Source organism: Oceanobacillus sp. FSL W7-1309, assembly GCF_038002145.1.
GTDB lineage: Bacteria > Bacillota > Bacilli > Bacillales > Amphibacillaceae > Oceanobacillus > Oceanobacillus profundus.
Map to the genome: position 1 here is coordinate 1467240 of NZ_JBBOBX010000002.1, position 24955 is coordinate 1492194.

27 protein-coding genes, 1 tRNA gene and 2 pseudogenes are annotated in these 24955 nt (G+C 35.3%); 3 read left to right on the top strand and 27 right to left on the bottom strand.

Annotated features, from left to right (window positions below):
• Positions 1-33: 33 nt before the first annotated feature.
• The gene (ectA, locus tag NST46_RS19855) at positions 34-549 is read right to left on the bottom strand and encodes a diaminobutyrate acetyltransferase (RefSeq protein ID WP_118888770.1); all 516 of its coding nucleotides are present in this window, start codon (positions 547-549) and stop codon (positions 34-36) included.
• A gap of 342 nt (positions 550-891) precedes the next feature.
• On the opposite strand from ectA, the gene NST46_RS19860 reads away from it, so the two are divergent.
• Positions 892-964: transfer RNA gene (locus NST46_RS19860), tRNA-Val, on the top strand.
• A gap of 97 nt (positions 965-1061) precedes the next feature.
• Here NST46_RS19860 and NST46_RS21890 read toward each other — a convergent pair.
• Positions 1062-1265: a tyrosine-type recombinase/integrase gene (locus tag NST46_RS21890; RefSeq protein WP_118888769.1), complete on the bottom strand. Its 204-nt coding sequence runs from the start codon at positions 1263-1265 to the stop codon at positions 1062-1064.
• Positions 1244-1558 carry a hypothetical protein gene (locus NST46_RS19865; protein WP_118888768.1) on the bottom strand — a complete coding sequence of 105 codons (315 nt, stop codon included), beginning with the start codon at positions 1556-1558 and terminating at the stop codon, positions 1244-1246. Before NST46_RS19865 ends, NST46_RS21890 begins: the two co-directional genes overlap by 22 nt.
• Before the next feature lie 283 nt (positions 1559-1841).
• Between NST46_RS19865 and NST46_RS19870 the strand changes: the two genes are divergently transcribed.
• The gene (locus tag NST46_RS19870; protein ID WP_341137641.1) at positions 1842-2480 is read left to right on the top strand and encodes a GNAT family N-acetyltransferase; all 639 of its coding nucleotides are present in this window, start codon (positions 1842-1844) and stop codon (positions 2478-2480) included.
• 102 nt (positions 2481-2582) lie between these two features.
• Here the strand turns inward: NST46_RS19870 and NST46_RS19875 are convergent, their stop codons facing one another.
• The 14 genes and pseudogenes from NST46_RS19875 to NST46_RS19940 form a co-directional block, all read right to left on the bottom strand.
• Positions 2583-3821 carry an IS256 family transposase gene (locus NST46_RS19875; protein WP_251661683.1) on the bottom strand — a complete coding sequence of 413 codons (1239 nt, stop codon included), beginning with the start codon at positions 3819-3821 and terminating at the stop codon, positions 2583-2585.
• 92 nt (positions 3822-3913) lie between these two features.
• On the bottom strand, positions 3914-4690 hold the full coding sequence (locus tag NST46_RS19880) for a MerR family transcriptional regulator (protein ID WP_341137642.1): 777 nt from the start codon (positions 4688-4690) through the stop codon (positions 3914-3916).
• 169 nt (positions 4691-4859) lie between these two features.
• Positions 4860-5372, bottom strand: coding sequence for an SRPBCC family protein (locus NST46_RS19885; RefSeq protein ID WP_118888765.1), 513 nt, complete (start codon positions 5370-5372; stop codon positions 4860-4862).
• 22 nt (positions 5373-5394) lie between these two features.
• Complete coding sequence (locus tag NST46_RS19890) at positions 5395-5736, bottom strand: ArsR/SmtB family transcription factor (protein ID WP_341137643.1); 342 nt, start codon at positions 5734-5736, stop codon at positions 5395-5397.
• A gap of 104 nt (positions 5737-5840) precedes the next feature.
• Positions 5841-6113, bottom strand: a complete 273-nt coding sequence (locus tag NST46_RS19895; protein WP_341137644.1) for a hypothetical protein — start codon at positions 6111-6113, stop codon at positions 5841-5843.
• A 429-nt stretch (positions 6114-6542) separates the two neighbouring features.
• Positions 6543-6953 (bottom strand): annotated as a pseudogene (locus NST46_RS21895) (NUDIX hydrolase).
• A gap of 429 nt (positions 6954-7382) precedes the next feature.
• Positions 7383-7688 (bottom strand): hypothetical protein, encoded by a 306-nt coding sequence (locus NST46_RS19905; RefSeq protein ID WP_118888761.1) that lies wholly within the window; start codon positions 7686-7688, stop codon positions 7383-7385.
• Positions 7689-7949: 261 nt separating this feature from the next.
• Positions 7950-9203, bottom strand: coding sequence for an aminopeptidase (locus tag NST46_RS19910; protein WP_303447962.1), 1254 nt, complete (start codon positions 9201-9203; stop codon positions 7950-7952).
• Between the two features lie 406 nt (positions 9204-9609).
• Positions 9610-10188, bottom strand: coding sequence for a glycerol-3-phosphate 1-O-acyltransferase PlsY (plsY, locus tag NST46_RS19915; protein ID WP_095309430.1), 579 nt, complete (start codon positions 10186-10188; stop codon positions 9610-9612).
• A 146-nt stretch (positions 10189-10334) separates the two neighbouring features.
• Positions 10335-10642: pseudogene (locus NST46_RS19920) on the bottom strand (alcohol dehydrogenase); the annotation flags it as partial.
• A gap of 148 nt (positions 10643-10790) precedes the next feature.
• Positions 10791-11276: a hypothetical protein gene (locus NST46_RS19925; RefSeq protein ID WP_251660463.1), complete on the bottom strand. Its 486-nt coding sequence runs from the start codon at positions 11274-11276 to the stop codon at positions 10791-10793.
• Positions 11277-11429: 153 nt separating this feature from the next.
• On the bottom strand, positions 11430-11948 hold the full coding sequence (locus NST46_RS19930; protein ID WP_341137646.1) for a hypothetical protein: 519 nt from the start codon (positions 11946-11948) through the stop codon (positions 11430-11432).
• 12 nt (positions 11949-11960) lie between these two features.
• On the bottom strand, positions 11961-12131 hold the full coding sequence (locus NST46_RS19935; protein ID WP_303447977.1) for a hypothetical protein: 171 nt from the start codon (positions 12129-12131) through the stop codon (positions 11961-11963).
• Between the two features lie 172 nt (positions 12132-12303).
• A complete protein-coding gene (locus NST46_RS19940; protein WP_303447978.1) occupies positions 12304-12735 on the bottom strand; it encodes a GNAT family N-acetyltransferase in 432 nt (143 codons plus the stop codon).
• Between the two features lie 222 nt (positions 12736-12957).
• On the opposite strand from NST46_RS19940, the gene NST46_RS19945 reads away from it, so the two are divergent.
• Positions 12958-13797, top strand: coding sequence for a tyrosine-type recombinase/integrase (locus NST46_RS19945; protein WP_340003191.1), 840 nt, complete (start codon positions 12958-12960; stop codon positions 13795-13797).
• 80 nt (positions 13798-13877) lie between these two features.
• On the opposite strand, the gene NST46_RS19950 is transcribed toward NST46_RS19945, so the two are convergent.
• The 10 genes from NST46_RS19950 to NST46_RS19995 all read right to left on the bottom strand — a co-directional run bounded on the left by NST46_RS19950 (position 13878) and on the right by NST46_RS19995 (position 24926).
• Positions 13878-14219 (bottom strand): DUF3147 family protein, encoded by a 342-nt coding sequence (locus NST46_RS19950; protein ID WP_303447980.1) that lies wholly within the window; start codon positions 14217-14219, stop codon positions 13878-13880.
• Complete coding sequence (locus tag NST46_RS19955; RefSeq protein ID WP_303447981.1) at positions 14220-14618, bottom strand: MarR family winged helix-turn-helix transcriptional regulator; 399 nt, start codon at positions 14616-14618, stop codon at positions 14220-14222.
• 777 nt (positions 14619-15395) lie between these two features.
• Positions 15396-15848 carry a DUF4429 domain-containing protein gene (locus NST46_RS19960; RefSeq protein ID WP_251660474.1) on the bottom strand — a complete coding sequence of 151 codons (453 nt, stop codon included), beginning with the start codon at positions 15846-15848 and terminating at the stop codon, positions 15396-15398.
• A 239-nt stretch (positions 15849-16087) separates the two neighbouring features.
• On the bottom strand, positions 16088-17368 hold the full coding sequence (locus NST46_RS19965) for a (Fe-S)-binding protein (protein ID WP_118888756.1): 1281 nt from the start codon (positions 17366-17368) through the stop codon (positions 16088-16090).
• On the bottom strand, positions 17361-18773 hold the full coding sequence (locus NST46_RS19970) for an FAD-binding oxidoreductase (RefSeq protein WP_341137647.1): 1413 nt from the start codon (positions 18771-18773) through the stop codon (positions 17361-17363). Before NST46_RS19970 ends, NST46_RS19965 begins: the two co-directional genes overlap by 8 nt.
• On the bottom strand, positions 18763-19500 hold the full coding sequence (locus tag NST46_RS19975) for a FadR/GntR family transcriptional regulator (RefSeq protein ID WP_251660478.1): 738 nt from the start codon (positions 19498-19500) through the stop codon (positions 18763-18765). Before NST46_RS19975 ends, NST46_RS19970 begins: the two co-directional genes overlap by 11 nt.
• 125 nt (positions 19501-19625) lie before the next feature.
• Positions 19626-20354 (bottom strand): FadR/GntR family transcriptional regulator, encoded by a 729-nt coding sequence (locus NST46_RS19980; RefSeq protein ID WP_118888754.1) that lies wholly within the window; start codon positions 20352-20354, stop codon positions 19626-19628.
• Between the two features lie 21 nt (positions 20355-20375).
• Positions 20376-22364, bottom strand: a complete 1989-nt coding sequence (locus NST46_RS19985; protein WP_251660482.1) for a TRAP transporter permease — start codon at positions 22362-22364, stop codon at positions 20376-20378.
• Positions 22365-22396: 32 nt separating this feature from the next.
• Positions 22397-23404: a TAXI family TRAP transporter solute-binding subunit gene (locus tag NST46_RS19990; RefSeq protein WP_118888753.1), complete on the bottom strand. Its 1008-nt coding sequence runs from the start codon at positions 23402-23404 to the stop codon at positions 22397-22399.
• 259 nt (positions 23405-23663) lie between these two features.
• Complete coding sequence (locus NST46_RS19995) at positions 23664-24926, bottom strand: lactate racemase domain-containing protein (protein ID WP_341137648.1); 1263 nt, start codon at positions 24924-24926, stop codon at positions 23664-23666.
• Positions 24927-24955 lie beyond the last annotated feature (29 nt).

Here is a 24955-nt window from a genome sequence, read left to right on the forward strand (position 1 = left end):
CATTTAATACAGCTGTAGTCACCAAATCATCCTTTATCTTTTATTTTTTATTGGACCTATCTTGAATAGCAATTCATCTTCATGTCCTTCAGCTGGAAAATCCTCTGAGAGAAAGTAATCACTGATGTTGCAATCTGTCTCAAGCTTTTTTGCAAGACCTTTAAATAATGATTGTGACGGTTTATTTGAAGGTGAAACTGTTGCTTCAATGTATTGAACGGTTCCACATGCTGTACGGTTCAGTAATTGGTACAACATCTTTGTTGCTAAACCTTTACCGCGCTCAGATTCATTAACAGCAACCTGCCAAATGAATAATTTATCCGTTGTATTCGGATGAAAAAACCCGGAAATAAACCCAACAATCTCCCCGTTTCTTTCTGCCACAATGGATGTATCAGAAAATATCTCACACCACATTAAATAACTATATGACGAATTTAAATCAAGTACCTTTGTATTTTTTATGAGTTGCCAAACCACTGATCCATCGTGTTTGGTTGGCTTACGAAAATGAAAATCTGTTTCAATTTCAGCTACTGCATTCATTCCTGCAATTCCATTTGTATTGATGCTCTCACCTCCTGCGCTATTTAATTGGTACTCTATAAGATTAATAATAAGCTTCCATTTCGTCAAAATTGATAAAGGCGGGAATTTACAGATTATTCATGATGAGGTATGCTGTGGGTAGTTTGATTGAAGATGCCTATTAAAAGCTAGCAAATGCTGAGGTATAATCCGGTTTATGCAAAATTCGAGTTTTTTAGAGTTTTAAATCAGAAGGTTGGTTGCTGATTGGTCGTATTTTTAGCAAGTCTCTAATAAAGCAAATTAATATTGACAGGACGGCATTTTACACGTATAGTAATAAGTACAAATCGTACATACGATTCCGTAGCTCAGCTGGGAGAGCGCTACCTTGACAGGGTAGAGGTCGTTGGTTCGAGCCCAATCGGAATCATCATAAAACAGAGGTCTGTATCCCTTGTATATCAAGGAGTACAGGCTTTTTTATTTTTATAGTAAAGATTTGTTTTTCACCCCAATTTGGTTAGCAGTCACAAATCAGTCACAGAATTTTTTAGAGCCATTTCAAACACATCGGCAACATCATAATCGTTGTTAGGAACAAGGTGAGCGTATATTTCCAAGGTTGTTTTGGGGCTGGTATGTCCCATACGTGCAGCAACTTTGACTAAATCTACACCTCCTGATAACAGGATGGATGCGTGCGAATGTCTTAAATCGTGAAAGCGAATGATACGTACACCACCTGCTTAATGATTCTATTTGTAACCCGCAGCAAATTTCCCGGATCCTGGACCGCCCCATTTTCTGTACAAACAACTAAATCTTGATCTTGGTACATTTCTCCAGCCGCTTTCTTCTGACCCTCCTGATTTCTTCGGTGTTCTTTAAGTTCAGTGATGACTCGGCTAGATAGTAGAAAACCGGATTTCTTTTTCTGTTTACGCACCCCATCTTGATTGAGATCAACGGTATATCGATATCTAATCCCTTGTTTTTTCTTATATTTTTGAATAGATCCTATCATTTTGCTTACCTCCTTATTAGTAAAGGTAAGCAAGTGGTCTACTTTTAATTTTGACCAAGGAATAGTAAATTATAATTAGTTACATTAATTTAGATTTATTATTTGAAATATTGCAATTAAATGGTAAGGTTAATATGCACTTAAACTAACAGGACATTATTGTTGTAGAATAATAGAAATGCATATATTCTCTAAGAAAATTAAAAAGAAACTCTTGACTCTCCCCTATAGGGTAGACATTAAACTCTATTTGTAAGTTAATCATTTAAAGGAGGAATTCAAAATGAACTTAGAAATTAGAGACATTAAAAAAGAGGACATAGAACCTATTAAAGTAATTACTGCTGAGGCCTTTGCTAAAGGGTTTATAGAAGAGGTAGAAAACGAAGATATACTAGATGCAGCAATTACGCTAATGTTTATAAATCCGATATTAAACAAAAGTACCTTCGGGAGAGTAGCTACACTAGACGGCGAGGTCATTGGTGTAATTTTTGGATCAAGAGTTGATGAGATAAGATCTTATAGATTATTACAAGAGGATTATACAAAGGAACTGTTAGAAATCTTAAATCTAAACGACATCGAAAGAAACTTATTTGTCGAATTTACTTCAAAGACTAATGATGCATATAGCAAGTTAATTAGAGGAAAAGAAAATGAGTTTCAAGGCTGTTTAGAATTCTTTGCCGTTTCTGAAAAGTCGAGAGGTAAAAAGGTAGGAAAAAAATTATTGAATGAGCTATTTTTTTACTTTAGAAACACAAAAGTTAATAAAATCTATGTATATACAGATACAATAAGTAACTATGGGTTCTACGACTGTAATGGTTTTAAACGCCTAGAGGAAGAATTAACTGTATTTAATTTACCTGAAGGAAGATTCGAGAATACAAACTTTATTTATGAATACAAATTTTAAGTTTAAAGCCCACCTTAGCTAGGGGGTGGGCTTTAAACTAATTTGAAATTGCGAAAAGTGATTATTTTGGGGTTTGTCAAATAAAGTGTGTAAGTTCTAAACTTACTCAAGATATTTTAAAGCCCTCTCTTTTAGATTTCCATGGAGAAGTAGTTGGTTCATAACCATTGCCCAGTTTTGGATATGGCCACCTTCCCATTTGGTTTCGAGTTCTTTGACTCGTAAAAATAATACTTTTAGTAGAGCGTTCTCGTTAGGGAATGCTCCTTTTTTGGTTACTTTTCTGAAGCTGGAATGGATGCTTTCAACTGCGTTGGTGGTGTACATAACTTTACGAATGGCACTTCCATAATCATAAAGCTGCTCGACATGGTGGAAGTTTCTTGTCCAAACATCAATTGCCCCTGGATAAGCAGCCCATTGCTGTTGAAAGGATTCAAAGGCACTTAGGCAAGCCTTGTGGCTTGGCGCACCATAAACTTTCTTTAAGGCTTTGGTGAATGTTTTATAATCCTTGCTGGGAACATATTTGACGGAGTTACGAATCAAATGAACCATGCATCGTTGAACGATTACGTCAGGGAAAATCGCACGTGCTCCTTCTTCCAAACCACTCACACCATCCATGGATATAAAGAAAATGTCTTCGACACCTCTCGCCTTGATTTCATCGAAAATCTGCATCCATTTGTGTTTGCTTTCCGTTTCATTTAACCATAAGCCAAGGATTTCTTTATTCCCTTCCATTGTGTAACCCAGAATCGTATAGACAGCATATTTCTTCGCCTCATATTGATTGCGGATGGTTGTATACATGCAATCTACGAAAACAAATGCATAACAGTCACTTAACGGTCTGGTTTGCCAATCCTCCAGTTCAGGAAGCACTTGATCCGTAATATCGGATATCATTTCATGAGATACTGAAAAACCATAAATATCTTCAATCGTTGATGAAATATCACGCTGCGACATCCCACGTGCATACATGGAGATCACTTTACCCTCAATGGCAGAAACATCCTTCTTACGCTTCGGTATCAGTTCAGAATTAAAGGAACCGTCACGGTCACGGGGCATATTAATATCTACTTCTCCTGAAGCTGTTTTGATCGTTTTCTTTCCATACCCATTGCGTCTGTTTTCGGTTTCTTTTTCTCCTTTATCATTCGAATCGTATCCTAAGTGGTTATTCATCTCGCCCTTTAACATTGTTTCAAACATAGGACCAAATATATCTTTGAGTGCATTTTGCATATCTTCAACTGACTCTGGTTGATAGTCTTCAATAATTTTATTTGCCAACTTAACTGATTTCGGGTCTCGCTTTGACTTCGTCATTACATAACCTCCTATCAATTTAATTCCATTCTATCAAAATTAAAAAAATGTGTAAGCAAGAACCGTACGCATTCTTACTTACACAGTTAATATTACACTCCCTTATTTTGATTAAAGACATCTGTAACTAAATAAAATAAATAAATCTTATCACACGACAAACTCTTTTTCACCAAATATTCTTTTATTAATTGAAATGTTTCGATTTCAGTTTCTCTTGTACAATTTACAGTTAAGTAATCTCCCTTTGGTAACTTAGATACACTTGGATTATCTTTAAGCATAATAGAATCATCTGCTGTTATTATACGAAATGCATCACTAATAGCCCAAATATCATTATGACGTGAATAAATTAGTCCGTACTGGAATGTATTCATTATAAATCTTTCTAATTCTTCATCTAATTTATCGAATGACTGCATTTCATCAAGTACTCCACCCTGTGTAGGTGAACTAAAAAGGTATCTTTCTTCGAAGGTCTGCATATTAAAGCCTTTATTCATAAGATCATCCTCAGATGTATGAATAGCTTTCTTTAATATTTCTATTTGTTTACTAAACTGTATTAGTTTTTTTATTTCCATCTGAATTTCTTCATTTTTCTGTTCCAAGTAAAACTTAAGATAATTGGTATCGGAATTAGTAAATAAATCTTTAATTTCACTAATACTTACATTACCCTGTCTACATATTTTTATAATATCAAGGTAAAAAAATTGGTTAATTGTATAATACCGATAACCATTTTCGGGGTTTATGTAGGCAGGCGTAAGCAAGCCAATATCGTGGTAATAACGCAAGGCTTTTATTATAACATCCTTTAATTTAGAAACTTCTCCAATTGAAAAGTATCTTTTATTAACCATAAATTCCTCCAAGAAGTTTAATGCGTGAAGTCCTTTTTTCACCCCTATATTTTAGAATAGCACACGTTATTGATTAATTTTTGTTATTATTATTGGCATTAATAGAGTATCCTTAATGTCTTCCTATTATTTAGGTAGATTTATATATCTCGAAACTCCAAAATGATTTTTAACCTTTATAGCTAATTTTTCCTGTCTCCAATAATTCTTTAAGACCCATAAACATATAATACCAGCCTTGTTCAGTGCTATCACGCCATTCATCATGAGCTTTTTCGATATCGGACTCTGTCCAATTTTCTTCATGAATAACATGGATCAATTGTGTGAAAGTCATCTCACAGCCTTGCTGGAGTTCTTTTAGCTCAACTGTAATCGTATCTGCTAATTCGCTGAATCCTTCTGGTGTCAATTCAGGCATCTTAAAAGTGAACACGATTTTTTTCGGAGGATCAATTTCGAGGTACTCCCCAATCGCACGGTAATCTTTTCCTTGTCGATGGTCAACAATTTCCCAAGTACCGCCTACTACAGGATTATTTTGTGCAACCTTATTCGTCCCTTCCAATGTAAAAAACCATTTTCTCATCATTTCTGGGTTTAACCATGCATCAAAAACTCTTTCCGATTTCACATCAAAATTTCTGACCATTGTTAAAGTGGTTGTTGAATAGTTGTTCATATTAAAAACTCCTTTATGTAATTTAATGTTCTTTCTTTTGTGCCTTTATTAACTCTTTCTCAAGAGGGTCAAAACGATTACTCCAAAACCTCTCATAAAAACGAAGCCATTCAGAAACTTGAGACAATGACGCTGCGTTTAATCTACATATATGCGTTCTTCCTCTTACATTCCTCTCCACTAAATTTGCTCGTTCAAGAACCTTTATATGTTTAGAAATAGCTGCTAAAGACATGTCAAAAGGCTCTGCTAACTCTGAAACTGTCCTCTCCTTTTGAGACATCATATAAACGATTTCTCTCCTTGTTGGATCGGATAAAGCATGAAAAATTTCATTTAAGTTATCTTCATATTGATTAACCATATGGTTAAATATAACAAACTTCTCAATTTATACTCAACTGTTTGGTTAAATTAAAAACATATCCGATCTTTCGTTTTGTGCTTTTGTGGGTAAATCAAGAATTATCAATCATTGAATTTCAACTTATCAATATATTCTTTACCCTCTATCAGTGAAAGACCCAAAGTTTCTCTTGCTTTTTTAATTGCTTTTACATCTTCGCCCTCTTTTATTAGTTTACGTAGTTCATCATTGATTGGATTTTCAGGCAGACCCGATTGTTTGGTTACTTGGTCTAAGGTATATTGCATTCTTTTTATGCGACCTTCTAATTTATTCACCTTAGCCGTTACATTTATTATTATAAGAAAAGCTATGATTATAAGAATGTATTGCATATATTTTTAAACCTCCATATATTATTTGTCCCCTAAACTTATGTACGGATTAAAAAACAAATAGTTTCACTATTAAACAATCTTTCCAAGTTAGTCGAATAAGAAAAAGGTTTGCCGCAGCAACCCCATTGTTCAACATAGGCACCCGTTACTTTAAGTTCATATTTTTATAATTCAGAAATTGTTGCTTAATTGAATACGCATTGTTTTATATAAAATGTTGCACCTAGTCTAAAGTGCAACTCCCTATTTTATGTTTTTTCATAACAAAATGCCTTTTAAACTAATGCATCTAACTCAACATAGCGAAAGCTACTAAAGATCCCTTGTCGCAAGATTGGAAACCACTCTTTTCATAAAAATGTCTTACTTCTACGTAAAATAACGTTAATCCTTCTTGAATTAACGTTGAAGATGGGCCGGGGTTTATTATCCTTGAAATGTATAAAGAGATGAGGCTTTGAATATCCTGTCAACTCCATTAAGATGATAAGGCATTAATTCATTAGCCCTCTGTATGGATACCCATTCTATTTCTGAAATTTCGTCTTTGTCTATAATGGAAATTTCTCCTTCGATTACTTTTGCATTAAATGTTATAAATATAGTGTGATTCCCTTGTCTTTAAATATAGCTTCATTGACAGCTATAATTTCTCCAGCTTCAATTGTTAAACTTGTTTCTTTCTTGACCTCTCGAATAACTGCTTGTTCTAGATTTTCTCCTTTTTCCATTGCACCACCAGGGAGAGACCAACCTCCACCCTTGTTATTAACCATAAGGATTTTTTTCTTATCCTCATTGATAAATAAATGGATAAGTTACATCGACTCTTATCATTTCTTACTCTCTCCTATGTTTTTCAGGGTTAAATTATTACGGAATGTTTTTCGGCTACCCTGCCCCACCAGTAAAATATCTTCTATGTACCAGTTACTTGAATAAGTTGTTATTTTATTTTTTCTATACTTTTAACCACCTAATTATCCGATACAACGTTATCCAAGGAAGAATGAACTTTGTAGCCCATTCTATTAAATTAGGTATTACATAGGATGTGTTTATTTTGAAAAAACAGAGTATTAACCGAAGTGCAATTAAAATTATAATATCAATTATAATTTTAATCATCCTCTCAAAGCTATTTTTATTCTGTTGCGTTACTTGAATAAGGAGGAGCATTATCCTTCTATCAGTAATGCACCGGTTAGTAAAGTAGAATGATAAAAACAATATTTATTACTTCTATTATTCTATATGGTTGCGGGCTTATCTAATAAAAGTGTCGTATAAGAATGGTATGCCCACATCCAGGATAAACAAAGCGATGGCGACGAAAAGGACGGTTCCGGCTATTGGGAGAATCCATTTTCTTTTCTTGAATTGGAACCAGTAATTGATTGCCCACATTACAGTCAGGAAAATAATTGTACCGAATCCAAACATGTCAGAGACGGGGTCTCGGTGTGGGCTAATATTTACCACAGAGAAAAACGCAAGAAAACCGATAGCTCCCAATAGAATTAAATTGACAGTATGCACGACAATATCATAAATAGTATCCTTGTTTTTCATTAAATTTCCACCCCGATCATTTATAGTCCACAATCACATTTTATTATTCTCATTTCCGTCCCACTAATCTTCGACTGCCATCCCTTTAACAAGATAGTCACTTTTGAGTAATGCACCCGTTTGTTTAAGTACATTCTTTCACAAACATAACCCATAATCTTCATTTGTTACAGGAATGCTGCCCAGTTTGTTTTCACTATAACTAGCACTAAATCTAATCCACCAGAAACCAGTTTTCTCTGTTTTTAAGTTGTAGACAATTTAGAATTGGAAATCCCCATCCTTCATTAGCAGGACTTCAGTTCCACCTTCTTTAATGCCTACTACTTTCATATCTTCGGTACCAAAGGTTACATTAACTAACAAAAGTGAATTATTCAGACCCGCTTCCTTCAACTCTTCCTCAGATTGGTCAATGCCATTTTGAATATTGGAGGGAGATGCATTTCCGATTCCAATATGACAGGTCGTATTTTCATCAAATAAGGTATTGTAAAAAAGAGTATCTGCCTGAGCAAGAGGAGATTTATTAGAGACTAAGGCAATTTCACCTAGATAATGTGAACCTTCGTCTGTTTCGATGATATTTTGTAACACTTCCTGTCCCTTTGCGGCATAATAGTCGGTAATCCGTCCATCTTTAAAAATTAGATAAAATTCATCGATGACACTTCCACCATAGATAAGAGGTTTAGTACCTACCAATTTGCCATTTACCTTATTTTTATGGGGAGCAGTAAATATTTCTTCCGTAGGAATGTTCGGAAAGAAAGGTATTCCATTTTCATCTATGACACCCCCACCGATATAGTGATGATTTTTAGGTAGACCAACTAATAAATCAGTTCCACCGCTATTTGTAAAATGCAAGGCTTCAAATTGGCTCTCGTTTAGGATTTTTTTTCGAGACTCGAAGGCTCTATTGTGACTCTCCCAATCTTTTATAGGATTTTCCCCATCTGCCCGTGATCCTTTTAAAATTAATTTCCATAATGATTGTAAAGCTTCTTCTTTACTTAGGTTAGGAAATACTTTAGTTGCCCATACAACATACGGGACAGCTAGAAGACACCAGCGTACCTCGTGGGATCTAATTTTCGCATAATAATCCCTCAATTTCGTACGAGAAGCTTTTTGGAAACGACTTATCCTTTCTGTAGAAACCTCCTTATAGACATCTAAGTTTTCAGAAATAATATGGATGTAAGCAGCACCTGCATCGTCCCACTCCTTAAAACGGGCAGCCTGCCAATCTGGAAAGTGATCGATGATACTATCTGCTGCATTTAAGTAAAATTCTTTGGTTGACTGTTCATCTGTCCAATCTATAAATACATTTGAAGCTCCTGCCTCGTATGCTACCGTTTGGATTAGACGTGCAAACGTAGCATTTTGTATATCACTATGAATAATCAATAATTGATTTTTTTGCAGATTTACACCTGTTCGAACAGCAAGTTCTGCATACATTTTTAACTGTTGTTCACTTATAAATTCATATATTCCTTTATTCATTTAATATCTCCCCTGTGATGTTCTTGTATAATTTTGCTACAGACCCCAGACGTACTTAAACTATCCTACCCCTCTACTTCGACAAAAAATGCGATAATCCTTCTTGAATTATCGCACCCTATAGTGCAGTATCCAACGAGCTTCTATTAGCTGGTTTACTTAATAAGCAATTACGTATTATACGCTTTTCGATTCCCTCTGTTACCAATAAAAATAAATAGTAGAAATCACTCCAACAACAAATGAAAGAATGATCATCGCTACTGAAGAATTTATATTCAACCAATAGAATTCGTTTAGAAGAGCAGGGTTACTTGCTCTTCTTTATATTTGGTTCCAAAAGTAAGAAATAGGTGCTATTCATTACATCTTCAACTTTTGTACCAGTTAGCTTAACAAGCAATAACTAATTTCCAACTATTTTGTTCTCTGTTCCATTTACAATTCTCTTTATATTTTGTCGATGTAGAACAATTATTGATACGCTTATTAGGAGAGAAAGTGCTATGATAACTTTATCTTCAAATATAAGACTGTAAATGAATAATGCTATACTAGCCAACATTGAACTTAGTGATACATACTTAGTAAATAGCAAAGTTAACACGAACACAACAAAACCAACACAAACACCTAAAGGAGTCAAAAACAAGAAGACTCCAGTTGCTGTCGCAACAGCCTTTCCACCTTTAAAACTAGCAAAAACAGAAAATATGTGCCCTAATATGGCTAATAAACCACATACAATAGGGTTAACTGTAGAACCAAGTATTTGGGGAAGTAAACAAGCAAATGTACCTTTTAATATATCAGCAATTGCAACAATAAATCCTGCTTTTATGCCTAAAACTCTATAAGCATTAGTTGCGCCAAGATTACCACTACCGTAATCACGAATATCTTTCTTATAAAATATTTTACCGATTACTAAAGCAAATGAGATTGAGCCAATTAAATAACTTAGACTCAAAGTTAAAATGTTCAAATTATTATCTCCTTACATAGTTTGTTAAGTAAGTATGCCTATTTATTGCATATGATTTTCCTGCAATCCTTCTTACATAACCTACCCCTTTAATGACACTAGTTGCAATTTTTTTTCAAGAAAAGCAACAGTTTGCTTAATAAGACTTAATAACTTGTTAAAAATACTTTTCCCTTGGTTGTTTTAGAAGACTCTACAACCTCAACAGCCTTTTTTACGTTTGAAAAGTTTCTTGCCATTTATTTGCTGAAACATTTTTATTCCAATTCCGTAAATGAAATATATTAGCATTTACTTTTGCCTTGTTTACAATCTCTACCCAATTTACTTGTACCCCAGATAAAAGACCAATTGTTAAAAAATTGCCATTACAGAGGACACTAAAAGCTAATTCATTCCCATCAGCGCCTCCAACAGAATCGATAGCAGCATCTGCCCCCACTCCATTTGTTAATTACATAACTGTTTCATTAAGCGAAACTTTAACTATCCTGCCAGCTTATACTTCGATGATAGCATAATATTTTAAACATTTTATTGAATTTTTCCAGCAGAAAAAAGCGATCAAATATAATAATCACCTTGTTTAACTATCACACCCGTTAGCTCAATAAGAACTTGCTAATTAATTGTTTCTTTGCTTCTTGTACAATAATAGTTATTATGAAGTCTTCGGTAAATTTATTTATATTATCGCCATAACGAAAGTCATCTATCATTTCACTTATTTCAAACCATATCTCTAATTCCTCATTAGTAAAGTGTTCACGAACCACTTCATATATTTCATATGCCAAGTTTATTGCTTTATTATGATCATCTATTATTTGCATTAATAAATAACGTATATAACATTTTGCACATTCTTCATAAGAAGGCTCCTTTATACCTAATTCACCTAAAGCTCTATTAAAATAGTCTTCTACTTCAAAAATATTTAGTGGCTCTCTCAATGAAGCGAGGATATTTACGGATGGTGTTCGAGTTTCATTTTCCCACAGACTATAAGCCCAATTAACATAGTCAACAGGCTTTTCTTTCCCTTTAAATTTCTTAAAACACAATATTTTTATATTCAGATTATTCATTCCCTTTTTTACTACTCGACTTATTCAATAATCCTACCGTTAGCTTTAACTTCTACCTAAATACTAACATAATATTCCAATAATAAAATCAAGATTTTAACCATAAGAAAAAGGCGATCTCACTTTGATCTCCTTCAGTCACTATCGCACCAGTTAGTTGATTTTATCTTTTACTGTTTCAACTTCCTTTATCGCACTTGTTAAAACTAAGTCGTTTTCACTTATCGTATGTCCTTCTACAAGGGAGATGTCGTATTCGCCATTAGAGAACTTTATGTAATACGCATCTTCTTTATTCTTTTCAAAAAATATTGTGTACTTATTTTTATTTACTGTATTTAATTCCCAACTCGCACCTATCCCTACTCCAACACTGTCTGATATTCTCTTTGCGTAATATCCTTCCTTGTCTTCGATTAATTCTCCAACAAAAAATACATCCTCTCTCGACTGTACTACTAATAACTTTTCCCCTCTTGTCGTTATAATTAAATCAATATTCCCTTCAATATCTTCTTTCTCACTAAAATGTTCCAAAGTTTCTTCTTTAGAAGAGAAGTGGTCTATCTTATCCTTTTCACTACAAGCAGATATGAAAAAAATAGCTATAACCATTAAAATGACCATAAATCGTCTAATAATAACCTCCACCTTCACCAGTTTATTTTTCAAAACTATTTACCATTATTTAAACAACCCTGCACCTTTGCTTCGACGTAACCATCTAAAAGAAACAACAGATTCCCCTATTACCAACCCAATTGTTGCAACAATAAATCCAGTTAGGTAATCTGGCGTTTCAAATAACAATTGGGCAATTAAAAAGCCTATTAACAAACCCACAATTATAGCCACATAATACTTCATCCTATATTTTAAGTATTGCATTTTTCTCCCCATCTTTCTTTATGAAACTCTCCTGACGCTTTATCACAATAACTGCCGTTCAATTTCATTCTTTAACTATGGCACCCGCTAGCACAATAAGAGATTATTTTATGTAATAATATGATTTAACCAATGGAGCTTAAACTCTTTCCCATCCCATTAAAAACTCTTCCTCAACAGTCTGTTCATCTAATAATTCTTTTTTTATTACAAAACCATTCATCACGTAAAAATTAACGGCGTTCCTATTTTTCTTGTACACTTTCAGTTGTATATTTTCCCTTCGTTCTTTTATAAAGTTTAATAATCTTTTTCCGTATCCTTGGCCTTGATGCTTAACATCAATAAACAGTGCAGCCAAATAATCATCTACCAATGATACAAAACCCACAATTTCTATTTCATTACTTATAACATAGGTTTCAGACATTGGAAGATATTTTCCTTCCATATCCTTTTGCTGTGATTTCCAATAATCCTTATCAATAAAGTCATGTGCTATTAAGGAACCTTCATACCATATTTTTATTAATTTATTAACTTCTATTTTTTTGTTTCTTCTAATGTTCACGTTATCACCCTTTCAAATTACAGCACTTATGAATCATTATTAAGATAAGGTTAGTTCAATACCGTTTATTCTACTAACCTGCCCCTTTAGCTTAATAACATATTTTTATTTTAACATTAAATTCCACTTTTTTATTTAGAACACCCTAAATTATTCAGAAAATTATTTTATTCCGATGATTGGATATGCTTTGTTATAAATCTAATTAGGGAGTGATTTGATTTGCTGTTGTTAGAAGCTACGAAATCTTATGAAGCAGATAAGAGAATTGAGGGCTTTTCTCCACAAACTTTAAATGCTTATAGACTTCAAGCGAAGCTATTAGTTAACTTTTTAGGTAATACCAAAATGAATGACATTACAACCCAGCATCTAAAGCAATATTTAGCTGAATCAAGCAATGAATTGAAGCCATCAAGTTTGTCTCATCGAATAAGATTTATCCGATCCTTATTTCGTTGGTCACACGAGGAAGGGATCATTGATAGTAACCCTGCTAGTAAAATAAAAGAACCAAAAATCGGGAAACGTATCCCAAAATTCTTAACAGAAAGAGAGATTGAGCACTTACGAGATGCTTGTTTTACTCCAATGGAGAAAGCCTTATTCGAATTTATGTTTTCAACTGGGTGTCGTATTGGAGAAATCGTGACACTTGACAGAAACAGCATTAATTGGGGAAGTCAATCGGCAATTGTTCGAGGTAAAGGTGATAAAGAAAGAGAGGTATATTTCAATATACGTTTTGATATATGGCTGAATAAATACTTAAATAGTAGGAACGACAATGATTCTGCTATATTTGTTACAGAACGATCTCCACATAGGATGAGTATTGCTCAAATGAGATACATAATTAAACGTATTTCTAATCGTGCTGGAATTAATAAAACCATTCATCCTCATCAATTAAGGCACAGTTACGCTACTCATCTCTTGAATAATGGTGCTCCACTTGAAGTTATCCAAAGTCTTCTAGGGCACGAGAAAAGCGAAACAACACGAATTTATGCTCAATTAAGTGGGAGACTTAGGCAAGAGTTTTATAGAAAGTATTTTTAGATTGTTGAAGAGCAACGCAATAAATATCTCGTTGCTCTTTTCAATTTTTGCACCAGTTAGCTAAAGAACTTAAAACTTTTCTAGGAGAAGAATATTTCGATTATATATTTCTGAATGATTAAAAAGAACCCCCAGCCAATAACTCCAAATAAAATCGCTACTGATAAATGAATAGAATGTTTAAATGCCATATAAATTATCAAGAGCATTACAATAGTTGCTGGAAGACCTGCTATCACACCACCTGTAAACTCATTAATAGTCTTTGTGGATTCTCCTTGTACAGTAAGCCAAATTATACTTAGAATACTGATTAAAGGTAAAGCTGCTATAATTCCTCCGTACACTGGAAATCTTCTTGCTAATTCGGTAACTATGCCAATAATGGCTGCGGAGCTTACAATTTTTATGAATAAATACATTTATTTTGATACCTCACTGAGTAATTGAAAGGCTTTAACAATTTGTATCCTTTCTTTATCTGATAACTTATCAAGTGCTGCTTGTAATTTTTCTTCATCTAATTCTGTGTTTTTCCTTACTATCTTTACACCAAGTTCCGTAAGATGTAAGTAAACCTTACGTTGATCTTTTTCATATCTTTCTTTATATAGCCATCCATTACTTACTAGCTTTTTCACGTGTTCCGAAGCAGTATTATGTGATATAGATAAATGTTCTGCAATATCTCGAACCATTACAAACTGCTTTTTATGTACCATTTGTAATATACGGACACTTTGGTGAGAAATGGATTCTTGTTGTACTGGGTGAAGTTCAAAGTAAATGTTAGAAAAATATCTGTTTATTTCATCAATCATATAAAATACCTCCAATACATCGTTTCAATAGATTATATCGTGTTATACGATATAAATGCAATAAAAATTTACCGACTGCTTTCAATAGTTCTTAAACTAACCTGCCACGTTAGTTTAAGTACAATATTTCACAAAGTTATAATATGATTTATTAATAATCTTAAAAAAGGAAAACAATATGATAAAAGCCGTCTGTTTTGAACGCACCTCGATTGTTAGCCACAACTAATAAATTTGAGTATAGGTCAATTTAGATGACTTTAAATTGCAATTTTATTACTCAATTTTAATATCATTTGAGATGTATTTTTTAAAATACATCTCAAAATAGAACACTTCAATGATACACACCAAATAAAAAAGTAGCATGATTAAGTATCATTCATTATGCTAATAACATAGGGAAAAGATATTTGCTGTTATATACAGTAACTGTTCTTTATATTAGTACAGACCACTTGCTTACCTATCAGTCACAAAAAAGTCACAGAATTAGTTTTCTGGCTTAAATTTATTTAACTTATTTGATTTTCAAGCCTCCCAAACCCCTATTAAACTGCACTTCTTTGAATTCATTTTTTCTAATTTACTTCAGAAACTAATTTGACAGGGTAGAGGTCGTTGGTTCAAGCCCAATACGAATCACCTCTCCCTAATCATTACATTTACTGCATAATCTCGAAGGATATAAGGATTTAGATTGGTACAGGGTACAATTGTGTCCCTTGCAAACGATTCTCTTATTACAATAATAAAAAGCACCTCATTATGAGATGCTTATAATCCTAGTATTTGTTTTTTCTTAGCATCAAACTCGTCCTGAGTTAAAATACCATCATCCAACAACTGCTTATATTTAATTAGTTCTTCAGCGTCACTTGATTTAGTGATAACCGAATTGTCTTCATTTTGCAAGGTTTCTAGTAGATTCTTCAACTCAATAGCCTGATCTAATTCTTTTTTTAAGAAAGTAATGGTGTTTTCATCTTTGACCGCGTCTAAAACACCGCCTTTACTTTCAGATGCTCCACTGTATGCGAATTGAATATATCCAGTTGTTAAGCGCGGTTCTTTTATTTGTATTGCCGTTATGCTCTTGATCGGTATACTCTTCTCTCCTTTAGAACCTTGGTTTAAGTAATTTTGAAACCCTTTCCTTTTCCATCTCAGATAACCATTTTCCACGGTGACAATGAACTTACCATTTGATTTAAAATAAAATTCAGCCATAGTGCCAACTCCCTCCTTTTTTATTATCGGTAAGGTGGAAAGTTTTTTCAATTTAAAAAATTCCAGGAATCCTCTTAGCTATATTAAAGTGGATAAATAGGCCTTACCTCGAAGGTGTTGTATTGAAAATATAATTATTTTTATTTTCTTATACCACACTTAGTAGAGCAAAAGAGCTTATAATTTCTCTTTGGTTCCATGCCAGAGCTCTTTATTTAATTAATCTCAAGCAATAAATCTCAACCTTCAACCTTACAAGCTTCCGCCAATAATTCTATTAAATGAACAACCTGAATCTGATCCGTCAATCCTTCTCGCTCCACCCCAACCTTCATCTGCAGGTGACAGCCCGGATTTGTTGTAACAATTACTTCTGGTGTTATAGTGGTCAAGTGCTTCATCTTTTCATCAATAAGTTCCATCGATTCATTATAATTTACAATATTGTAAATGCCCGCTGATCCACAACACATATCCTTTTTTGGAAACTCTAAGTATGTGATTCCTGGTACAGATTTTAATAATTGCAACGGTTCATTCACCCGCTTCTGGACATTGCTCATATGACAGGATGGTTGATATGTCACGGCTCTATTGATTTCCTTTTCAAATGGTAGGTTCAACTGACTTAAAATAACGCTAATGTCTACATTCTTTTCTGCAAACTGCTTTGCTCGGGTCGCCCATTCCGGATCATCGGCAAATAATTTATCATACTCGACGAGCATAGCACCGCAGCCACCAATGCTGTTTACAATATAATCGAAGCTGTGTTTTTCAAATGCCTCAATATTTTCTTTCGCTAATCTTTTTGTAATTTCCGTTTCTCCGCTATGACTTTGTAAGGCACCACAACAGGTTTGCTCTTTAATAACCGTTACCTCACATCCAGCTAATTGGAGTAACTTAATGCTTTGTGTATTAATCGATGAAAACATCGTATCCATCACACATCCTGTAAAAAATCCGATGCGAAATGCAGGACGGTGGATTGGCGGATAGTATTCTTCCCGTTTTCTGCGTTTAATACTGCCTTCTGCATTCGGAAGGATTTTCTCAAACGTACGTAGGTTTTCTGGTAAAATATTGGTTGCTTTTGCTTTATGTGCTACCTTTTGCAAGCCGGATTTTTGGTATAATGCAATTCCTCCGCCTACAGTATTCAAGATTTTCTTATTAGGGATTGTTTTATTAAATAGAAATTCTCGAAATAACTTCACACGTTTTGGCGTTTCTTTTTTCTTGTTTTCTTCGATAAATTCTTTTGCTGATTCTAAAATCGTCCCGTATTGTACATTTGTCGGACAAACCACTTCACATGCTCGACATCCAAGGCAAAGATTAATTGGTCCTTCTAGTTCAGAATACGTAATTTTCCCTTCGGCTGCCATTTTCACTAAGTTGATTCGCCCTCTTGGTGAGTGCGTTTCTTTCTCCATTGTTATATATGTTGGACAAGCTGGTAAGCAGTAGCCGCATTGTACACAATCAAACGTTTCTTCATATGCTAGCTCAGCCATTGGTTAACACCAGCCTTTGACCTGGCTCCGGAAAAATCTTGCCAGGATTTAGCACGTTTTTCGGATCCCAGCTTTCTTTGATTCGCTTCATCATATCCAGTCCAATTTCACCGAGTTCCATTTCCATAAACGGAGCTTTTAATGTACCAATACCATGCTCTCCAGATAATGTGCCGCCAAGTTCAATAGCCGCTTCGAATATTTCCTCTACTGCTTTTTCAACCCGGCGCATCTCTTCTTGATCACGTTGATCAGCAATAATGTTCGGATGTAGATTTCCATCACCTGCATGACCAAATACTACTAAATGAATGTGATACTTTTCTCGAATTTCTTTTAACCGCTTAAACATTTCTGGAATCTTACTTCTTGGAATCGTTGCATCCTCCGAAATTTTTGTAGGCTTTTCACGAACAATTGCAGGGGATACAAGTTTCCTTGCCTTCCAAAGCTCATTAGCCTCTTCCACTGTGTTAGCTACTCTCACCTCACTTGCTTGACTAGATTCACATACCTGCTGAACACGAATAATTTCATCCTCAATTGCTGCTGGGTGACCATCTAATTCAATTAATAATAATGCCTCCGCTTCGATAGGCAGACCAAGTGGTTCATAGGCTTCAACGGCATTAATCGTTGCGTTATCCATTATTTCTAGTTTGGAAGGCAAAATTCCTGAGCTCAATATATTTGTAATTGCTCGACCGGAATCTACTATATCGTCAAAAACTGCCATCAATGTTTTTGTCGCTTGTGGTTTTGGAAAAAGACGTAATATCGCTTCCGTAATAATCCCTAATGTGCCTTCTGAACCAACGATTAATTTCGTTAAGTCATAGCCCGTTACATTTTTAACAGTTCTTCCACCTGTACGAATTACCTCTCCCTCTGGTGTTACAACCTCCAATCCAATGACATAATCTTTCGTAACGCCATATTTCAACCCACGCGGGCCACCTGAATTTTCGGCTAAGTTACCACCAATCGTTGAAACGTTTGAGCTGCTCGGATCAGGCGGATAAATCATCCCTGCTTCCATTGCGGCATTATTAATATCCGCTGTTATAACCCCTGGTGAAACGACCGCTACCATATCTTCAGCATCAATGATTAATTTGTTATCCCATTTGGATAAATCAAAAACAATCCCTCCTTTCACTGGTAAAGGACCGCCGCTTAAACTTGTGCCCTGCCCACGAGGGTAGACAGGTATTTCGTATTTATTTGCCAGCTTCATCATTTCAGCTACTTCTTTTGTCTCCTTCGGCTGAACAACTACATCTGGGAGATATAACCCAAACGAGGAGTCATAGGAATAACTATATAAGTCTACTTTGTCTGTTAATATTCGCTTTTCATCCTTTATAATCTCTTTTAACAACTGGATGATTGTGTCATGAATCATTCCGTATCCCTCCTGAATTTATACGAAACTGCTGATGGCGCAATTTAATGCCTTGATGATGCTTCCACATCGCCTCTTTTGCTGCATCTGGTCTTCCTTCTATAATTGCACGAAAAATCTGCTTATGCTCTTCTATAACCTGGGCATTTAATGAATCATCTGTTATGGAGTACGCTCGGCTCTCACGTAAATGGATTAAAATCTTATCAGCTACTAATTTAATAATCTCTAACATGACAGGATTATTTGCAGCTTCAACAATTGTATAATGGAATTGGTAATCTTCTTTCATCGCAATCTTGCCTTCGAGACTTAGTACTACTAAATTTTCATAGTCCGATTCCAACCGTTCTTTTTGGGGCTTCGTAATCCGTTTCGCTGCATAAAAAGCAGCGTCTCCTTCGATCGTCTGTCGCAATTCAATCAGATTCATAAAATCATATAGGTTGTCACCTATGACGTTGGAAAATTCAAGAAGTGTGCCGTAATTAGCTTCCGTGTTCACATACATCCCTACTCCTGGCCGGACAGTTATAATCCCAGAGGATTCCAGAACAGTCATTGCCTCTTTTACAGAGGTTCTTGACACTTTAAACATCGTTGCAAGTGCGCGTTCTGACGGTAATTTATCGCCAGGCTGAATAGTTCCTTCAGCAATGGAATGTTTAATTTGATCAATAATAGTTTGATAGATTTTTTTCTTCTTTTGTATTGCTTGAAACTCCAAATAATTACCTCCATCTCAGCTGTTGGTCTAGTGGACAGTTCACTGGACACATGCAAATACCCATTTAAGACATTTGCACGTATTTCATCAGATATAATCGATTATGATGGATATTTCCCATATAATTACTGAATTTCACTTGTATTATCCTCTACAGTAACACGCTTATCTCCAAGTTTAATCCGAGCATTCGTTAAATGTTCAGCAACGGCTTCCATAGCAGTTTGCGCATCTCGATTTTTGATCGCAAGGTAAATTTTTTCATGTTCAGCATAAACGGTTTTACGTCGAACCTCCCAGCCTTGGTTTTTGGATAAAGAAAACTGGACAGCTTTTAAGTGGAGGTCCGATATATTATCCATTGTTTGTGTCAAAAAAGGATTATAAGCTGAGCGAACGATAATTCGATGGAATGCATAATCAGCTTCAAACCCATTTATATAGGGGTCTTTAACCGTTTGACTAAACGCTTCAAGGCTTGCTTTTAAATCAACTATATCCTCTTGCTTATGCCGCTTAGCAGCAAGATAAGCGGCATTTGATTCAACAATGGTACGTAATTCCAGTAAATTTTGTACTTCTTCTACTTTAATCATTTCAAAATGTACTTGTTTTAACATTTCAGCTACATTCACTTCTTTTACCCAGCTTCTCCCACCCTGCCTGGACTCAATTAAACCACCTGCTGCTAATACGCTTAATGCTTCTCGTATAGGTGAGCGACTAACTCCAAACATCTTAACGAGTTCATTCTCAGAGGGCAATTGACTGTTCGGAGGAAATTTGCCAGCCTTTATCATCTCTTTTAATTCCTCGAGCACCAATTCGGATACTTTCTTTCTTTCAATTTTCAACCATACCCCTCCTTCTTTTAGTTAAACACCAATCACTTTATCACCACTAGCCGTATTTTGTTTTTGTTTTATTTTATTCGTTCGTAAAATATGCCACGTTAAAATAATTGCTCCAATTCCTAATCCTAATAAATCAGTTATGATCCCTGGTTTAATAAGTAAAAATGCAATCGCAAAAAAGCCAATTCGTTCAACTATATTTAGCTTCATACTAAAGTAATTGAATGTCGCGATGGATAGAGCAAATACGCCAAGTAATGCGGTTACAAAAACGATTAAGCCTTCCATAAAGGTTGCTAACTCACCTGTAGCCGTTTGCATAACAAGGATTGGATTGTATGCAATCATAAACGGAATAATAAAACCTGGCAGGCAGAGCTTTAAAGCAGTCCAGGATGTCTTCATCGGATCGCCTCCAGATATTCCGGATGCCGTGTAAGCAGCTAATGCTACGGGTGGTGTAATATTGGAAAGTGCACCAAACCAAAACACAAAAAAGTGTGCTGCAATTGGATTTACACCAGCCTCAATTAACGCAGGTGCTGCTGTAACTGCTACTACAATATAAAGTGCAGTTGAAGGTAATCCCATACTTAGTACAATACAAGTAACCATAACCAGCAATAGAATAATTGCTAAATTTCCACCAGAAATATTGATTATATTATATGCAAGTGTAGATCCAAGACCTGTCATTGTTATAACAGCAATTAGAATACCAACTGAGGCACAGGCAACCGTAACCTGAATGGTTCCTTTTGCACCATCTATTAATGTTTGGATAGCTTTTTTAAACGTAATTCGATTTGTCTTGTCCTTCGTTAACCAGCTGACAATAATGGCAGAAATAATACCGGAAAATCCCGCTACAATTGGAGTCTTCCCACTCAATAGAGTCCCGATTACAACAATCAGCGGAAGCAGCAGTACGCCTCCTTCTTTTAAAACAGACCAGACCTGTGGAATGGAATCTTTACTAATCCCCTTAAGTCCTCGCTTTTTAGCTTCAATATCAATCGCAATTACTAATCCACCATAGTAAAGCAATGCAGGAATGATAGCAGCAATAATGATGATGTTATAGCTAACACCGAGAAATCCAGCCATAATAAATGCAGCTGCTCCCATAATTGGCGGCATAATCATCCCGCCTGTTGACGCAGCAGCTTCAACCGCACCAGCAAATCGTGAATTTAACCCAATACTCTTCATCAATGGAATTGTAAATGGACCAGTAGTAGCTACGTTTGCAACTGCACTACCACTTAATGATCCAGTTAGCGCACTTGATATTACTGCGACTTGGGCTGGTCCACCACGTCGCTGTCCCGCTAGGGCAATAGCCAAATCATTGAATAGCTTGCTTGCACCACTCGCATTTAAAAAAGCACCAAATAAGATAAACAGGATAATATAGGTTGTTGCAATCGATAAAGTCATACCGAAAATACCTTCTGTTGTCATATAAAAGCGGAACAATAAACGCTCTAATGTAAATCCAGCATGTCCTAACACCCCAGGGAAATATGGACCAAATAAAGCGTATACAATTGCAAATAGCGAAAGCAGTGGGATAAATATTCCAATACTTCTTCTTGCCACTTCCAAAAGTGCAATTATTGTAATTGCCGCAAACACATAATCGATTGTAATCGCCTGAGAGATTCTAACACTATGAATGACGATATAGTTAAATAGAATATAAATGGTTCCAGACAAACCTGCAATAATCCAAATGAGGTCAATCTTTGATATTTTTGATTTATCTCCTTTTTTCATTGCCGGGTATAAGGAAAATCCTAATATAAGGACAAACCCTAGAAAAACAATATTGCGGTAAATTTCCTGGATGTTCATAAAGCTGTTTACATAGATAGCAAACAAGGATAAACCTAATGCAACTACAGCAATTATGGAAGCTTGCATTCCTTTCAGTTTTCTAGCGCCACCGCCACCCTCTTTGTCCGCATCTACATTTTGTGTATCTGTAGCCATTTTTTTATTTTCCATAAAGTCCACCATCCTTCTTTTTAAAGTAGTTCTTATTCACTTTGAGATTCCTTCACTTCGACAGGAATAATCTCTTCTGGTATCTCTACTCCTTGCTCTTCAAAGTATCTGTAAGCACCAATATGTAGTGGGGCAGGCAAACCAGCTAATGCTGTTTCTAAAGAAACATCTTTAGCTGAATTATGAATTTCATGTACTTTCTCAAGGTTTTCAAACATTGTTTTCGTAAGCTCATAAACCAAATCTTCATCCATTTCTTTTGATAAAGCGATAAAATTTGGTTGTGCAATTGTATGAATCTCTTCGCTCTCTCCTGGATAAGTGTCAGCTGGAATGACGTAACGAACCCACGCATTCGATAGACTATTAATCTGGTCCAGCTGGGCATCTGTTACTTCTAATACACTGGCATTCACTTTGCTCGCATACATATCCATAATTGCGGAAACTGGCGTACCAGCTGGAAGTGACCCACCAGAAAGACGGCCATCACGCATAGCTGAAATTGTATCATCATAACCTAAATATTCTGGAGTTATATCCTCTTTTGTTAATTCGATACCTTGCATAATGACTAATGTTGATTGCTCTGTACCGCTTGCTTGTGGTCCTACAGAAAAGGAATCACCTGCAATATCTTCAATCGTTCCAGTTTTAACTCTGTTATTCATTAATACAAAGTGTTCCACATTCGGCCAAAGCACTGCCATTGACCGAAGATCCTTATAGGAATTATCCTCAAAAATACCAGTACCTTCATACGCCTGGGCTCCAATTAAACCTTGCAAGATTGCTAAATCCGCCTCATTCTTCCTTAACAAATCTACATTTTCCACTGAACCAGCTGAGGATTGTCCAGTTGCTTTAAGTCCATCAATGGTTTCAGACCACAGGTTTCCGATTCCTACACCAATCGGGTAATATGTACCTCCTGATGAAGCTGTTGCAATTGAGATGTACTGCGTTCCACTGTTTGCTGTCCCACAAGCAGAAATCGTAAGCGCTAACATTAATAGAATTGGGATAACTAACTTTTTCAATTTTTCCAACCCCTCCGAATATAAATTCGATATATTTTGCAAACTTGTATTACAAGTATATAATATTATAACTTTCAAAATCAATATTTTTCTGAAAATAATTTATTATTGTTTAAATCTGAAATTAATTTGTTTGCTAAACAAATCATAATAGATATTCTCTCACCTAAACAAAAAAGCTACTAAGTTATCATCCTTAGCAGCATCGTTAAGCTTTAGTTACAGATTCAGATATCTACCCTCTATACTTACCAATATGTTAGGTTATATAAACATTTGAAAGTCGGTACTTCAATTCTTCATTTATAAAATCCAACCGTACCTTGCGTTCGATTGTATAATCTATAACATTGCTATCTAGCTTACGTAAGACACTCTCTGAGACTAACATCTTATTTAGATGAAGCGTATTTGGGATTTGGATGTAATCGGTCTCCTCCCACTTTGCTTTTGGTCCTAAGCTTTTAAACGCATATTCTAATACTTGTCGCTCGGAAGCATAATAAAGCGGAAACATTACTCTTCGTAAAAATGTACTTGTTAGAGCATTCATATAGGTAGCAACCCGGTCTATTTTGTTAATTAGTTTTTCGGTCGTGAAATCTGCTAACCCTATTCCTTGTGCATTTCCAAATGATTGTTCGGATAAATCCAGTACTGCCAGACGCTTAATACTTGGCTCTTTTGGTTCATCTACTCCATCAATACGCCATCTTCCAATTATATTCGGGTCCATCCCAGTACCACTGTAATTCTTACCCATTTCCTCCACGACTAATAAATCAACTTCTTTTAATGGAAGGCTCGGCATTAGATCCTTTGATTTTCTTAAAAGGTCTGATTCTTGTTCAAACCATTTATCCACGTCTATCCCTTGAATAATAGCTGTTTGATCATAGCTATTTTCAATGATTGCTAACCCCATACTTATTGGAGCATGGTGTAAGGCATACTTAGACACAGCCAAAATATTTTGTTCCATATTTGCTGCCCCTTCGCTATGTACAAAACTTGCTCCTTTCTGTTTACCTAAACCAATTGCAGCCATTTTGCTTAATCCGCTTTCGACGCTGCCTCGGAATGCTGTATGTGCTTTAATTCGATTAACAACAATAATTCCATCAGCATGATATGCCTGTTTATCCATATAAACAGGCAACCCTTCAGGAGTTGTACCAAGATCGATCACTTCCATCGAAGAACGAATTTGCACACCCATGACATCCTCCGTAATACCCAAATAGCGAAGCACATCCATTTGTCCTTCTGCCGTTGCTCCACCATGACTTCCCATAGCCGGCACAATAAATGGACGATAACCATATTGATGTAGATAATTGATAATCTCCTTTAAAATAACTACAATATTGTCGATTCCGCGACTCCCTGCTGTTATTGCAATTTCTGCTTTTTTTGGAAGCGAATTCAATTGTTTGTTCAATTTTAATTCAGACCTTACCTGTCCTTTTAGATCAATTAGTTTTTCCCTCTTAAACTTCTGTTCAATCTCGTATAAAATCATATTGAGTCCCCTTCCTTTTCCCCCACTAT